We start from the raw sequence: 15,479 nt of genomic DNA on the forward strand, positions 1-15,479 counted from the left end.
ACAATAAAAGTGTACGGTATTAGTACAGCCACTTAAACATGTTGTTTTATAAATAATTGATAATCAATGTTTTAAATTTTTTATTTTCGTTTGGCACCCTTTTCCCATGGCATTGCAGGAAACCATTAATTGCGATTAGCCATGAATTTTAGCAGGTATATCTTTGCCACCGTTTTATTTTACTTGTTGGGTCTTAGCCATCTGGCAGCCCAGGATCTTCCAGCTCAGGTAGCTGGAACCGTTTTGGATGAAAATGAAGCTCCCTTGCCCTTCGCCAACGTATTTTTACTTGATGCGGTGGAAAAGGAGTTGGTAACCGGAGCCATTACCGATGAGGCCGGAAACTTTTACCTTCCCGCTACCACGAGTCTACCACTAACCCTGGGCGTTTCCACCATTGGATACGATACCTTTAATAGTCAACCATTCCAGTTAAAGCCTGGAGAGAAAAAGAATTTCGGTACCATCCAGTTGACAGTCCAGGTTTCAGGTCTGGACGAGGTAACGGTAAGAGCAGCACGACCAGATGTGCTGATTCAGGCTGATAAAACGGTGGTGACGGTGGAAGGTACCGTGATGGCAGAGGGGAATAGTGCCCTGGATGTCATCGGGCGTTCGCCAGGAGTATTTGTAGATGCGGATGGAAATATCAATCTAAATGGCCGCACAGGTGTAATTGTTCTTGTCGATGACCGGCAGACATACATGAGTGCCGAAGACCTGGCCAATTTCCTCCGTGCCATGCCGGCGGACAATATACGAAGCATTGAGGTGATCCAAAACCCTCCTGCGAAATACGACGCCGAAGGTGCCGCTGGTGTAATCAATCTGGTTTTGAAGAAAAACACGCTAAATGGTACCAATGGTAACATACACGTTGGCAGTCAGTACAACGGAATACACACGCCATCAGCCGGTGCTACACTGAATGTAAAAAACAATAAATGGACCTCCAATGCCAGCCTGAATTACAACGAATTCGGGCGCTTCCTGGACCTGGAGATCTTTCGCAGGTTTCAATTGGAAAACGGCCTATCAGAGTTTGATCAGGAGGCCCGTCTGAAGTTGCTGAGAAAGAACCTGTTTTTTTCAGGGGGAACCGATTACCAAATCAACGAAAACCATACCCTGGGAATCAACCTTCAGGCTTCGTCTCAAAAAGGAACCGAGGATGGCAATTCGCTTACGGCCATCACCAATCCTGAAAACGCCAATCTGAATTATTTGAACGCCCTGAATGACGGCGAATCAGACAATACCCGGGTTTTTGGCAACTTCCACTATACCGGTAAACTGGATACCCTTGGAACAAAGTTATCGGCAGACATCGATTATACCCGCATGGATGCCGGAAGCCTGAGTTTGCTGGATAATCAATATTGGCTTAATGAAAACACGTCAGACGGGACTTCCGATAGGATTCGGACCGGAAACGAGATGGCCTATTCTATTTTCACAGCAAAAGCAGATTTCACGAAGCCTTTTGGCAAAGAAAAAGTATTGGAAACCGGGGTCAAGGGGAGTTGGGTGACCTCTGATAACCTGTTGGAAATCACCAAAAGTGTGGAAGAAGGTCCCTTTGCTCCGGATCCCAACAGCAATCACTTTATTTACAAGGAAAATGTGCTGGCTGCCTATGCTTCCTACAAGGCGCCGTTAAGTGAAAAACTGAGTTTTCAGGCTGGATTGCGAACAGAATACGCAGCGATAGAAGGGAATTCAATCACGGGTTCGGAAATCAATACGCAGGAGTATCTAAACCTGTTTCCCAGTGCCTTCCTGCAGCATCAGGTGTCTGAAAATTACCAAATCGTATACAATCTCAACCGACGGATTACCCGACCCTATTACCGGCAATTGAACCCTTATGTTTTCTACATAGATCCCCTTACCACCGAGGAGGGCAACCCCAACCTCAGGCCTCAGTATGCCAACAACCTGGAGATGAACCACATCATCAAAAATGCCTATCAGTTTTCACTTTCTTTTTCCCAGACCGAAAATGCCTTTGGACAAATAATGGTTCAAGATGATGAAACGAGGAAAACACGCATACAGATGCAAAACCTGGATCGGACGCAAAACCTGAGTCTGAGAGCAGTAGTTCCGGTAGAATTTGCCAGTTGGTACAGTACCAGCAACATGCTACAATTAAATGGCAATACCTTTCAGTCTCAGTTGGGAGATGAGTTATTGGATGAAAAGCAATTTTCCTTCATGGCCCGAACGCAGCATAACCTGATCCTTCCCAAGGGGTTCAAGTTGGAACTGGTAGGAATCTACCGAAGTCCGTTTCGGGATGGTCAGTTGGTGATAAACGCCATGGGCTGGATGGATGCCGGTATCACCAAAACCTTTTATGAGGACAAATTAAGCCTTACCGTAAACGGATCGGATATTTTTCGAACCATGAAATTTAAGGGGAACATTGACTTTGATCGCATTGATACTGACGTGAGACAGTATAATAGTGTTCAAAGCGTACGATTTACATTGCGTTGGAAGTTTGCACAGGGAGAGCAATTTAAGGTAAACCAACGAAGCGGAAGTACGGAAGAAAGAAATAGACTGGAATAAGTTTAGATTAGGTTTTTTAATAATACTAAAAACAGCGTCCGGTGGATGCTGTTTTTGTTTTATCTCCAGGAAAAACCATTCTAACAGCGAGTTTTATTCAAAATGGTAGAGAAAAATCAAATGGGCAGACAAGGCGGGTTTTCGCTCTCCCTTGATTTCAAGCTTCACCTTCATTTCCGTTTTGATGGTACCTCGAAGATCGCTGATGTTTGCCAGGGTAGCGACCATCCTGATCTCGTCGTTTACTTTTACCGGGTTGGCAAAGCGGAGATTTTCGATCCCATAATTGACCATCATTTTAAGGTTGTTTACCTGTACGATCTGATTCCAGAGATAGGGGACCAGGGAAAGGGTCAGGTACCCGTGGGCAATGGTGCATCCAAAGGCACCTTCGGCTTTCGCTTTTTCCGGGTCGGTATGGATCCACTGATGGTCCAGGGTCGCATCTGCAAACAGGTTAATCTGTTTCTGGCTGACCTGGTGGTAATCCGATACCCCTAGCTCTTTTCCTATATATTGCTGAAAATCTTCAAAGCTATTTATGATCAGTTTGCTCATGATTGGGTTGGTTATAAAAAAATAAAAGTATCAAAACCCCCTTGATTTAAAAACAATTTTCCAAATAAAAGCCTGCCAACCTTTTTTTTGGTCGGAAATACCTAGCTTTTTTTCCGGAAATACAACCACCCCAATGTCAGACTGCTGAGAAAAAACAGTAATGTGGTCCACTCATAGGTCCTTTTTTTTCCTTTTTCCTGCAGAATGTCCTCATCTCTCTCTAGCAAGGCTCGCTTCAATTTCACAATATCTGCTTCCGCTTTCTGGGCAATGTATTTGTAATCTTCTTTTTCGTATCCGATTTCAGTGGTTTGAATATCCTTCAGCATTTCCAACTCCTGCATGATTTGATTGTCTTTTTGAATGATCCGCCCCATCCATTCGTTGGTTGCTTCCATGTCCTTTTTAGTACGGTTTCCAAAGAGGCCTGACTTTTTGCTTTCGGAAGTTTGCCATTGCTGATGGAGGGTTTCCCTTTCCTGAAGCAACCGATTTAATTTTTCCTGCGCTACCGCCAGGTTAGGCAAGGTCATCAGCCACACCACTAATCCCAAAAAATACACCGTCCGATTATTCATACTACTCTTTCTTTCTTGGCCTATTGTTTCTATCCAAACTAGCCCTACTCAAAAAACATGCCTAAATCTAGTCGCTTTTGGTTTCCCGGATTATGGAAACCTTACTCTTTATTTCCCGGTAAAAATTCGTTGAGTACTTGCCGAAGGTAATCCCGGTCCAGGTGGGTATAGATTTCCGTAGTGGTGATGCTTTCGTGCCCCAGCATCTCCTGAACCGCCCTCAAGTCCGCACCACCTTCCACCAGGTGAGTGGCAAAGCTGTGCCTGAAGGTATGGGGACTGACTTTTTTGGTAATGCCAGCCCTTGCTGCCATTTTTTTTATGATTAGAAAAACCATTACCCTGGAAAGCTTCTTTCCCCGATTGTTAAGAAAAAGGTATTCCTCATGTCCCTTGGCTATGGGTCCTTGTTTCCGGACGTCTTCCAGGTAGATGCGCAGGTATTTGGCTGCCGATTTACCGACTGGCACCAGCCGCTCTTTGTTGCCTTTTCCCAAAACGCGCAAAAACCCAATATCTTCAAAATAATGCCCCTTTTTCAATTGGGTTAATTCTGATACCCGGAGTCCGCTACTATAGAGCATTTCCAGCATAGCCCGGTTACGATGACCTCCGGGCTGTCCCATTGGTACGGCTTCCAATATGCTTTCTATTTCCAGATAACTCAGGGTGTCCGGCAGTGTACGGGTTAGCTTTGGAGCCTCCAGAAGCAAAGCCGGGCTATCTGCAATTTTATCCTCGTATAGCAGGTACTTGTAAAAGGCTTTGATACCGGATATGATTCGTGCCTGAGAAAATTCAGAAATGTTTCCGCTGGCCAGTTTGTTGACAAACTGCCTCAAATGATACAATTCAGTGGTAACCGGGGTACAGTCAGGAAAATTTTTCTCCATAAAGGCAGCCAGTTTTTCCACATCCTGTCGGTAAGCCAAGAGGGAGTTTTCGCTCAGGGAGCGTTCTATTTTGAGGTAATACCCAAAGGCATTGATCTCCTTTTCCCAGGTCATCCGGTAAATTTAAGAGGTACTGCTGGTATTATCTCCATTAAAACAAAAACAATGGAATAAATCCCCTAATTAAGGGCCGATTGCTTACCTTTGTCGCTTGAATCCGTACCAATTAAAACGCCAGAAAACGTGAAAATAGCAATCATTAACGGACCCAACCTTAACTTGTTGGGAAAACGGGAACCGGAAATTTACGGGAGCCGCTCGTTTGAAGATTATTTTGGAAACCTGGTCCAAAAATACCCCGATCTGGAACTCTCCTATTTCCAAAGTAATGGGGAAGGAGAGCTGGTCAACCAGTTGCATGCCGTCGGTTTTGAAGTGGACGGCATACTGATCAACGCCGGGGCCTATACCCATACCTCGGTGGCGATAGGCGATGCTCTGGCGGCCATCAGCAGCCCTGCGCTGGAAATCCACATTTCGAATATCTACCAGCGGGAAGAATTCCGTCATAAAAGCTTTTTGTCCCGACAATGTGTGGGCATGATCGCAGGTCTGGGATTGCTGGGGTACGAATTGGGATTGCAGTATTTTATAAAGAAAGAAAATTCTTAATGTCTATGCTAACATTTGCTCCGGGACCTTCCAAAGTATTCGATAAGCTTCCCGATTATTTTCAGGATGCCTATCGGCAGGGAATCCTAAGTGCCAACCACCGAAGTTCCGTTTTTATGGACCTGTATCGGGATACCGAAAAACGGATGAAGCAAAAGCTGGAAATACCTTCGGATTACCGGTTACTGTTTACCTCCAGTGCGACCGAAAACTGGGAAATCATTACTCAATCTCTCGTGGAGCGGGCATCCTTCCATGTTTACTCCGGTTCATTTGGAAAAAAATGGTTTGGCTTTGCCCAGCACATTATCCCTGAAACGGACTCGCTGGTATTGGACAAGAACAAGGCATTATCCGTTGAAGACCTGGAGATCAGTAGTGCATTTGATATCCTTGCCATCACCCAAAACGAGACTTCCAATGCCACGCAGGTACCTAATGAGAAACTGGCAGCTCTGAGAGAGAAATTCCCAGACAAAATGCTGGCAGTTGACACCACCTCCTCTATGGGAGGTATTTTCCTGGATTTTAAGCTCGCGGATATCTGGTTTGCTTCGGTACAGAAATGCTTTGGCCTGCCTGCCGGGTTAGGCTTACTGGTACTCTCCCCCAAAGCCATCGAAAAGGCAAAAAGTATTGGGGAATACGGCCGATACAACAGCCTGAATTTTATGCTGGAAAATGCGGACATCTACCAGACTCATTACACGCCGAATGTATTGGGCATTTACCTCCTAAACCGGGTACTTGGAGACATGCCAGGCATTCGGGTCGTACAGGAGCAAACCGAAAGCAGAATGAGGCAATTGGAGCAACTGGTGGAAAACTCACCTTCCCTGGCGTTTTTGGTAAAAGAGGCTACCAATAGAAGTCGCACTGTACTGGGTGTGGGTGGAGAAGAAGGCTTTATCCAGTCGATAAAGAAAGCAGCGGAAGCCCAGGGGATGCAAATGGGTAGTGGCTACGGCCCCCTGAAACCCACCAGTTTCCGGATAGCTAACTTTCCTGCCATTACTGATGCTGAATTTACCAAATTGATCCGTTTTCTAACGAATTATTGACGCAATGGCCGCATGTTTGATTTCAGGGAAATACTTTCGGTTACACTGATACTCTTTTCGGTCATTGATATTTTGGGATCCATCCCCATCGTTATCAATCTCCGAAAGAAGGTAGGACATATTCAAAGCGGAAAGGCCACCATTGCCGCGGGGATATTGATGGTATTGTTTTTGGTTTTGGGTAAATCCATTCTGGAACTCTTTGGCATAGGAGTCGAGGATTTTGCCATTGCCGGGGCGCTCATCATCTTTGCTTTGGGTGCAGAAATGATTTTGGGAATAGAGATTTTCAAGCCCGATCCTTCTGCCGGCTCCACGAGTACCTCCATCGTACCCATCGCATTCCCGCTAATCGCCGGTGCAGGTACCCTGACCACCATCCTGACACTGAAATCTGAGTATTCCCAGGCTAATCTTGCCGTAGGCATTGTGCTAAACCTGATCATTATCTTTGTGGTACTAAAAAGCACCAATTGGCTGGAGCGGAAATTGGGGCAGACCGGTTTGGATGTACTGAGAAGAATTTTTGGGATTATCTTGCTTTCCATAGCCATCAAGATCTTCAAAAGCAACGTATTTCCAGAACTCTAAAGGCCTGTCAGCGGGAAAAACCGGCAAGGCGGCTCAAATTATTAGATAAATTGTTTTTATGATTTTTGATTTGCAAAAAAAAGAACTACTTTTGTCATCGCTTTGGGAGTAAAACCAAAAGCACGGGGTGTAGCGTAGCCCGGTCATCGCGCCTCGTTTGGGACGAGGAGGTCGCAGGTTCGAATCCTGCCACCCCGACCAATGCACAAAAAAACCTACCTTTTTAAGGTGGGTTTTTTTGTGCTTTAAACTTTCAATTCCTACAAAGTGGCAGGACGAGAACCGGGGTTCGCGTGGGGCCGTTCAGCATGCCTGTGGGTTACGAGTAATCCTGGCACCCCGACACAATAAAGGTGCGTTAGGCGGGGAATTTGCAACTCCTATCAGAGTGTTCACGCCGATACGGGCCAAAGCGATCGTAAACACCATCACTTTTTCCAATTAGACACCTAACATTCAAAAATAAGGCCCGGCCGCCCTCAAAAGAGTTTGGCCGGGCCCGATCCATCAACCTCAAAGACTGATTACGTTTTTGACTGAAAGCAAAAACTCAAATGGCAACCTGGAATTGTAACACCAGCATTCCTTTTCTATCTGTTTGATTAATTATTCCTTCCTGCACCGAATCAAAAACGGGTCTGCTCTGGTAGTTTAATGACATTTTTGTGGCATTCCCATTTATCAACCAATTTATACCATATTCATACATGAGCATGGAGTCGTTCAAACGGTCCCAATTTGCAAATTGGCTGGCAATGAAGGGTTGTAACGTCCCCCATCCTTTCAGCAAATTTTTCGGAAACAAATACCCCGTTTGGAAATAGGCTGCTTTTCCGGTTCCTATCATCGGGAAAGCGTTACCGGCTCCGTTGAAGCTTCCCTGACCGGGCACCACGCCATTGGTAGGGTTCATAACCCCCAGGTTTCGGATATAGTCTTTTCCATAGTTGTCAACATGCAGTGACGCATAAGCGGTCAGGGCAGTACCTGTTTTTTGATTCAACGGTTGATCGTAGAAAACGTCAAAAGCCAGCAAGCCCAAATCATCGTATTGGACGGGACCGCTTTCGCCCTGGGTAAACCACATCGCATCTTTTTGGTACAAAAATCCCGCACCCAAATTAAACACTCGCTTTTTGCCCAGATAGGATCCGGTATTGTAGGGCGTTAGATTTGATTCCTTGTCCAAAAACTGAAACATCAAATATCCATGGAACTGAGGATTGGGTGGTCTTGCGGAAAAAAGGGCATATTCCATGGGTTCGGATCCCTGAACGGCCGTATTTTCCACGGTCATCGGCTTACTGACGGCCACCCGATAATCCAGGATACCAATTTTACCTTTGGCATAAATGCTGTATTTCCGTAGAAACTGGTCCGTTACATCATTAGTAGCTTGTTGGTAGAGTGGCGCATCCAGGGACAATATGGAGCCAACTGACGGAGAAGAATACCTGGAAAGGCCATTCCAACCGGTAAGACCAGTACCAATCGAGAGGTGGTCTTTCACAACTTTCAACTCACCGAGCGCGTCATGAAAAAACAGCCCCTGTTTCCTGGTGCCTACATAACTCAGGTTATTGGTTCCGAATTGAGTGTAGAAAAACACCCGATCAGTTAGTTGCCCGTATACTTGCAGCCTTGTTCGTCTTAACCCGATATCGAAGGTTTGTTCCTCCGAATATCCATCAACTGTTGAGCCGGGGTTATTTTGGGTGCTTCTGATCCAGACTTGATTGAGAAAGGTGAATTTTACATAATTGGATCCGTTCTCATTAAGTTTGAATTTCAATTCAGAATTGGGGATATCTTTATCTTTTTTTTTCAGCGATTGGGAAAACGTTTGTCCAACGATTGAAACATAGATAACGACTATGAGTTTTACTATGCCTTTCATAAGATTAATTTAGCGAATTAATGAACTTGGGAAAATAGTCCAAATCAATCTCCCTGATCACGTTTTCATGGTTTTCGTCGATGACGATTCCTTTTACCAGAATGTCAAGACCGACTTTTTCCAGATAGCCATGGAGGATTTGAACCTGAAGGGTAGTGTAATGAACCATAAATTTAAGCTTGTCCGCCTCACTCATCTCCGAGTACCTGCCCAGCCAAATCTGTAATTGGTTCAATAGACTCTGTGCTTCGTTCCAGTGTGGATTATTGGATTCATCATCAAACAGGAATTGAATAACATGACAATCACAATGTCCGGCAATAATGATTTGCTCAATACCTTGTTCCTTTACCATGCGTTTGAACCAGTTTTTATCAAATCCGGTTTTCGGACTTACAAGGTTTGCAAAAGCTGTTGTTACGACGAAACGTGAATTTCCGATAACCTCGTTGGTAGTAAAACAATCATTGCAGAAGACAATGAGCGATTTAATATAGATTTGGTCACAGTACGATTTCAAAGTATCCATGGTAATTAATTTGATGGGGTTAGTTTTTTTGTTGAAAGTGGGTGATCGGAAAGGGAATCGTGATTGTCAAATCCAATGATTTGAAAATCCCCTCCTTTGTCATTGTATTCGTTTTTGAAGTGGGTGATAAAAGCCATAAAGGAATGATCCACTAATTTGGCCGCGCTGAAATCAATTTTTATTTGAAATTTTTCAGGAAAAGAGGTCACTAATTTTTTATATCCGATCAGGTTGGAGAAGACCGCTGCGTCGTACACTTTTATGTGGTAAAAATGGTCCGATTTATCCAGGTCATAATTGACTTTGAACAGGGATTTCAATGAGGCACCATTGTAAATATGGATAAGAAATTTTACCAGAATACCGGCTGCAATACCCATAAGAAGGTCTTCAGCCAAGGTAACGATGATGGTCGTAAGGAAAATAACCAGCTGTTCTTTTCCTATGTGATAGGTATGAAGAAACTCCCTGGGAGCAGCCAACCGGTAGCCGGCAAAAATCAACATGGCAGCCAAAGCCGCATTGGGGATCAGCTCAATCAGCGGAATAACGAATATCATGGCCAATAGCAGAAACCCTCCATGGAAGAAATTGGACCATTTGGTTTTGGCACCAAATCCGATATTGGCAGAACTCCTTACTACCTCCGAGATCATGGGCAATCCCCCAAGCATACCGGAAATAAAGTTACCAGATCCAACACCCATAAGATCACCATTGTAGCTGGAAGTTCTTTTGTAGGGATCCAGGTTGTCTACTGCTTTTACGGTTAGCAGGGATTCCAGGCTGTTGACAAAAAGAAACATAAACACGTATTTCCAGAAAGTACCTGTGGCGATCATGGAAAAATCAAAATTGAATCCCAGGGATCCCCAAAAATCTCCAATGGAAACCAACGAATAATCGGGTTCGGTCTCATTAAAATGCCAAAACACGGACAAGGGGATAGCTAATAATAAGACGACCATCGGCGCGGGCACTTTTTTAAGGAATTTTATCCCTATCATCGGAAGGCCAAACATTATCAACACTCCCAAAATACCCACAACGGCAATGTGCCAATGGGCGTGGGTGATGAAATTAGGTATGTCAAGGATTAGTTCAATCGGGCCTTCTCCTTTATAGATGGCCGGGTCATCCCCCAGCAAAACCGGAATCTGTTTGGCGATGATAATGATACCAATGGCGGCCAGCATACCGTGGACGGCGGAGTGAGGAAAGAAATCACTCAGTGACCCTAACTTTAACAGGGCAAAGGCAATTTGAATAACCGCCGCTACCATGATGGCAGCCGTGGCGATTTTCCAGCCTTGTTCGCTCCCGCCAAACTCTAAAACCGCTCCGGAGCAAATCGTAATCAAGCCCGCGGCAGGACCTTTGATGGTGAGTTCGGAAACCTTGAAAAACACGGTGAATAAACCGCCTACCATCGCGGTAAGTACGCCCATTGAAGCAGGGAATCCGCTGGCTTTTGCAATCCCAAGACTTAGGGGAAGGGCCAGCAAAAAAACCATAAATCCGGAAGGCATGTCCACCTTCCAATTTTGTTTTAATCCGGGAAATCCGGTCTTCGGAGAAACAATCGTATTTTTATTCATCTAGATGTCAATTTTTGTTTGTAATCAGTTAAATGCTTAATTCAGTTGGGTGTTGATAATTTTTGGTAAAGCTTCCCAGAAATACCCGGGTATAGATTCTGATGACAGCTATACCCAGAATAATAAAGGTTAGGGAGACCAAAGTGGCCAACAGGTATTGATCCGCTTTTATGTGGGTCAGAATCAGGTCCTCCCCAAAGAAGGTAGTGGTAATGGGAAAACCGGTCAATCCCAGGCAAGCCAGCAGAAAAACAAAGGCACTGATCGGGTGCTTATCGACCAGGCCATGAAAGCTGTTCAGGCCTATTCTGTGTTTTTCAAACGCCCTGACCCTGTACAGCATCCAATAACCTAAAATGCCCGACAAGGCAACTCCGCTTAAGTAAATTCCCGCTTCTTTTAAATCAAGGTGATCGTTAAACGTAACGGCGAGATCAATAAAGAAATGAGCAAAAACCAGGAGTAGCCAGGCTAAGCGACTGCTGCTTCTTTCATTGTAAGCCTTCATCACCATCATCAGCGCAAGCAGTCCGGCGATACCGGCCAGGTAATCTTTGGAATCCGCAAGAAATCCTGCCTTGGAATAGGCCACATATACTCCCGCCAGGTACAGCGGAAGCAGGATCCCGATGATGCTTTTCAGGCTTAGAAATCCCAGAAAATACCTGAGTTGCTTTAATGGTTTAAAAATGATTTTGAAAATGAAAGTGTCCAGATTCCATTCCTTTACAGCCATCAGGTACATCGCCGATTTAAAACGGTTCAGCCTTTTCCGGGGATTTTCCCTTATTTCCGAGGCTTCATAGGTGTAAAACTGTTCCCTTACCAGATAGGTCACTACTGAAGGCGATACCAATAACTGATAGGTCCTCAAAAAGGCATTGCCTACAAAATGAATGAGCGCCATCCAGTAAAAACCGGCGGCAATTTCAATGAAGATGATACCGATTTGAGCGGAAGAGCTGTACGCAACCTGCCCCTTAACAGTTGGCTGTACTCGTGCAATCATTGTAGTAATCACCGCCGTGAGTAATCCCATACCGCCGATTAGCCAGCGGACCAGTATTTGATGTTCCCAGAAAGGGAACGTTCGCATCAATAAAAAGGCACCGATATGCACCGATAGTGAACCGTAAAATATGGCACTGGAAGGAGTTGGGCCTTCCATGGCACGGGGGAGCCAGGCAGTAAAAGGGAGCTGCGCTGATTTGGCCAATGCTGCAACCAATAACATCAATGAAATAAATATCCCTATCTCACTTTTGGAGGTCAAGTGCTCATTCACCAATTCGTAATTATTCAATTGGAAAAAGGTGATGTTCTCGTGCCATAGATGATGACTCATCCACATGGCCAGTAAGATTCCCACGTCACCGATTCGGTAAATGGTAAAAACCTTTAATGCATTTTTTACCGGAAGGTACCGTAACCGGTAAAAGGCTATCAGCAGAAAAGAAGAGATTCCCAAAATTTCCCACCCAATAAAAAGGGTTTCAAAATTTCCGGAGAGCACGGTTATGATGTAACCGATATAGAAAAAAAGAATGGTGTTGAAAAAGCGCTTGTAACCAGACTCTTTATGCATGTAATACCGGCTGTATACCGACACCATAAAACTGATGATATTGCCAACCAGGAGGTAAACAGCAGCAATTTCATCGAAATAGAAATCAATGAAAAAGTTGAAATTTCCCTCGGAATACACGGTCCAATCGTGTAGATTGAAATTTTTAGCACCATCTGCTACCCAATAAATCACAAACCCCATCGAAACGATTAAATTTAGGCCTATGGTGTAGAAAACGACTTTTGATAAAAGAGCTTCTCTGGATTCGCTAATGATTAGGCTAAGAAGAAAACCGATTACCGGAACGATAACAAATAAATGAACTATATTTTCCATAGCGGATCTTAATTGGTGATTAGAACAGGGTCATTTTTATAAAACGCCGATTGGATTTCAATCTCGTTTTTGACTTTTTTCAATTCTCCTCCAAGAGAGACATAGGGTTCAAAAATGCCCTCGCGGAACCGGTAAATCATTCCGTTTTCAGGATTTTTTACAGTAAGAAGAACCCATTCATTGGCAATCCATTCGTAAACAGAGGGGTTGGACTGAATGACTCTTAATACCACATCGGGATCGTGCTCAATGATGAAAAGTATCCGTACCGGATCGTGTATTTCCACCATCTGACTCGGTAATCCAGGTCTTAAGTCACCGTCAATCCCATTCGCTACTGCGAATAAGCCCACGACATTGTGGGGCAACTTGGTGCCCGCTCCTAATTTTTGCTGATCTACCCTGGAAAAATAGTATTCGAGGTTTATCCCTCCACAAACGGGTACGGCAGCACTCAGAATGTTCATGAGGTATTTTCCATCCGGATCCTGGCTGCAATCATAGGAATTGATAAAGGGCCTTTTATCCAGGTAAAGGTGCTTATACAGTCCTTTTCTGCCCACGATGCACAGCGCATTGGCTGTATGATTCCACTCCGGTCGAGGCTCAAACAATGAAACGGATCGCTTTTTTACTTCCTGATGTATTTTCTCCTGATCCCACTGGCTGTTTACGGTATCAAACCGAAAGGACCTCTCTTTTGCATTCAGGCTGAGGGCTTTATGAAACAGCGGCTTGTTTTCTTCGTGTAACAATGCCTGGGGGGAGTCAGAAATGTCCTCTTCATAAAATTCTATTTCGTCCCTTGTCGTGTCGTGCATGGCACCAATAAAAATCGTAGACTCTGGTATGGTAATCCCCTCTTCCTTTAGCTTTTCCCTTACCTCTGGTTTATTGGCCATATAAGAAAAGACCCTTGCGTTTACAGCCCCTGGTCTACCCGCACAAGCACCACAATCATATCCGGCATAATAAGGGTTGTTTACCGAACTGCCTCCATGACCCACTATATAGACAATGGGTGCAAAATTTTCGGTCAGACCGATGCTTTTTAAAACGTTTCTTACCCTTGTCACCATTTCCGCCACTTCGAAACCTACTTTTAACCCCGCCTCTTCTTTCCCCTGGTATTCGATTCCCAGCTGGGCATGTTTATCCATATGGGAAAATGAATAGGCGGTAGCAGGACTTATCCCGGGTTTGAAAATATTGACAAAAAGACGAAGCGCTGACCAAAAGCCAAATGTGTTCGAAATGAGCCATCCCCGAAAGAGCGAATGGGAATGTTTGGTATAATGGATATCCTTTTTAAAGCCATTTTTCCTGCCCTTTTCTTTGATCAAAAACCCTGGATCCACTGGAGCCGGGCAAGCTTTGGTGTGAAATTTTCCATCTTCGGGCTGAAAATAAAATTCAACCCCAAAATACCCTGGGGTACCATACGTATCACAATCAGTAGCGACGTTTTCAAGGTGCCTTCGGAACGAATATTCCCTGTCATCAATGCAGAAAAGCCCCTGAAAGCTAACCTTTTTTTGTTGCGTAACAGGGGGATTTACACCTTGCATCCCTTTTAGTACACCATCAAAATAACTCCATTCAAATGCCTCCTGCCACAGTTGCAATACCTCATGAACTTCGCTATAAGTAGTTTTCTGAAAAAGGGGCTCGGGGGGTGTAGAAACCATCTCGGACCAGGGTTTCCAATCAGGCCCGAATTTGTGGTCCATGGCATCTATTTCCAGCAATAATTCAAGGATAATCAACTCCTTTAATGACACCTGTCGCGGACTTAAAAGCGTGGATGGCTGTTTTTCCACAACGGCCACAAATCCAGACCAGCCGGGGTGAGCAAACTGTTGTTCAAAAATATAGTCATCATACCATTCCTTATTTGCGATCAACAAGGATAAAAGCTTTTCAATGGAGATATCCGTCTCCATAAGCAATTGCCTGGATCGTTTTGATTTGAAAAAGCTGACCAGACCATTTTCTTCAAGCGATTTTATTCCCTCAAGAAACGGCAAGCCATTGTTAGGAAACGTCCATAACGAAATGCCTTGATCCAGAAATCCGGAGAGAAGCCGGAACAAGGTTGGATGAACCACCTTATTCATATTCAGCCCGTAGGAGTCTTTCCATATTTTTCTTCCTTTGCCTATCACTCCTCGTACCTCAATATCATATTCCTGATTCAGTACTCTCTCTTTCCAATTGTGAAAAAGTGGATCCTGCGCTGTCGCGTTAGGGTTTGATTTTTTACAATACGCTAAAATAACCCGATCTAAAACCTCCGGGATTATTTTCCTGGAAGCGTAATAACTTCTGTATTCATCCAGCGACAAATAGGTGGTATAGCCGAAAATTTGGGATGCTTGCTGTAACCCTGCATAAAACCTATCGTGCTGAAAGGCGTGCAAGGTATTGTGGTGAACAAAGTCTTTTAAGGAAGCCTGGCCAGGAAGAAAGTGCTTCAGGCGTTCCAAAGACTTAGATTCATCAAATTCAATGGTGTTCAATTCCATCTTTTTTTGATTTATATTTTTGTTAGATTTTTTTTCAATCCAGTATGGATTGAGCTTTTGTACGTAGACGGCCTCCCTGGATATCCAGGGGGCAGGT

The 15,479-nt window shown here is 44.4% G+C and carries 12 protein-coding genes and 1 tRNA gene; 5 read left to right on the top strand and 8 right to left on the bottom strand.

Features of this window, described 5'->3' with window-relative positions; genetic code table 11:
- Positions 1 to 141 precede the first annotated feature (141 nt).
- Entirely contained in the window at positions 142 to 2,577 is a 2,436-nt protein-coding gene (locus GKS34_RS12380; protein WP_163385143.1) for a TonB-dependent receptor, read from the top strand.
- A gap of 93 nt (positions 2,578 to 2,670) precedes the next feature.
- Here the strand turns inward: GKS34_RS12380 and GKS34_RS12385 are convergent, their stop codons facing one another.
- The 3 genes from GKS34_RS12385 to GKS34_RS12395 all read right to left on the bottom strand — a co-directional run bounded on the left by GKS34_RS12385 (position 2,671) and on the right by GKS34_RS12395 (position 4,720).
- Positions 2,671 to 3,135, bottom strand: a complete 465-nt coding sequence (locus GKS34_RS12385) for a MaoC family dehydratase (RefSeq protein ID WP_163385144.1) — start codon at positions 3,133 to 3,135, stop codon at positions 2,671 to 2,673.
- Positions 3,136 to 3,236: 101 nt separating this feature from the next.
- Positions 3,237 to 3,713: a Clp protease ClpB gene (locus tag GKS34_RS12390; RefSeq protein ID WP_163385145.1), complete on the bottom strand. Its 477-nt coding sequence runs from the start codon at positions 3,711 to 3,713 to the stop codon at positions 3,237 to 3,239.
- A 101-nt stretch (positions 3,714 to 3,814) separates the two neighbouring features.
- On the bottom strand, positions 3,815 to 4,720 hold the full coding sequence (locus tag GKS34_RS12395; RefSeq protein ID WP_163385146.1) for a site-specific tyrosine recombinase: 906 nt from the start codon (positions 4,718 to 4,720) through the stop codon (positions 3,815 to 3,817).
- A 129-nt stretch (positions 4,721 to 4,849) separates the two neighbouring features.
- Between GKS34_RS12395 and aroQ the strand changes: the two genes are divergently transcribed.
- The 4 genes from aroQ to GKS34_RS12415 all read left to right on the top strand — a co-directional run bounded on the left by aroQ (position 4,850) and on the right by GKS34_RS12415 (position 7,131).
- Positions 4,850 to 5,278 carry a type II 3-dehydroquinate dehydratase gene (gene aroQ / locus GKS34_RS12400; RefSeq protein ID WP_163385147.1) on the top strand — a complete coding sequence of 143 codons (429 nt, stop codon included), beginning with the start codon at positions 4,850 to 4,852 and terminating at the stop codon, positions 5,276 to 5,278.
- 5 nt (positions 5,279 to 5,283) lie between these two features.
- Positions 5,284 to 6,339 carry an aminotransferase class V-fold PLP-dependent enzyme gene (locus GKS34_RS12405; RefSeq protein ID WP_163385148.1) on the top strand — a complete coding sequence of 352 codons (1,056 nt, stop codon included), beginning with the start codon at positions 5,284 to 5,286 and terminating at the stop codon, positions 6,337 to 6,339.
- A gap of 12 nt (positions 6,340 to 6,351) precedes the next feature.
- Positions 6,352 to 6,930: a MarC family protein gene (locus GKS34_RS12410; protein WP_163385149.1), complete on the top strand. Its 579-nt coding sequence runs from the start codon at positions 6,352 to 6,354 to the stop codon at positions 6,928 to 6,930.
- A 123-nt stretch (positions 6,931 to 7,053) separates the two neighbouring features.
- Positions 7,054 to 7,131 (top strand) — tRNA-Pro (locus GKS34_RS12415).
- A 349-nt stretch (positions 7,132 to 7,480) separates the two neighbouring features.
- On the opposite strand, the gene GKS34_RS12420 is transcribed toward GKS34_RS12415, so the two are convergent.
- The 5 genes from GKS34_RS12420 to GKS34_RS12440 form a co-directional block, all read right to left on the bottom strand.
- Positions 7,481 to 8,827 (bottom strand): hypothetical protein, encoded by a 1,347-nt coding sequence (locus tag GKS34_RS12420; RefSeq protein WP_163385150.1) that lies wholly within the window; start codon positions 8,825 to 8,827, stop codon positions 7,481 to 7,483.
- A 4-nt stretch (positions 8,828 to 8,831) separates the two neighbouring features.
- Entirely contained in the window at positions 8,832 to 9,182 is a 351-nt protein-coding gene (locus tag GKS34_RS12425; RefSeq protein ID WP_163385151.1) for a hypothetical protein, read from the bottom strand.
- Between the two features lie 179 nt (positions 9,183 to 9,361).
- Entirely contained in the window at positions 9,362 to 10,954 is a 1,593-nt protein-coding gene (locus GKS34_RS12430) for a SulP family inorganic anion transporter (protein WP_163385152.1), read from the bottom strand.
- 28 nt (positions 10,955 to 10,982) lie between these two features.
- A complete protein-coding gene (locus tag GKS34_RS12435) occupies positions 10,983 to 12,857 on the bottom strand; it encodes a proton-conducting transporter transmembrane domain-containing protein (protein ID WP_163385153.1) in 1,875 nt (624 codons plus the stop codon).
- 8 nt (positions 12,858 to 12,865) lie between these two features.
- Positions 12,866 to 15,382 (bottom strand): YbcC family protein, encoded by a 2,517-nt coding sequence (locus GKS34_RS12440; protein ID WP_163385154.1) that lies wholly within the window; start codon positions 15,380 to 15,382, stop codon positions 12,866 to 12,868.
- Between the last annotated feature and the right edge of the window lie 97 nt (positions 15,383 to 15,479).

Origin of the sequence: Cyclobacterium jeungdonense (assembly GCF_010994275.1) — a bacterium.
GTDB lineage: Bacteria > Bacteroidota > Bacteroidia > Cytophagales > Cyclobacteriaceae > Cyclobacterium > Cyclobacterium jeungdonense.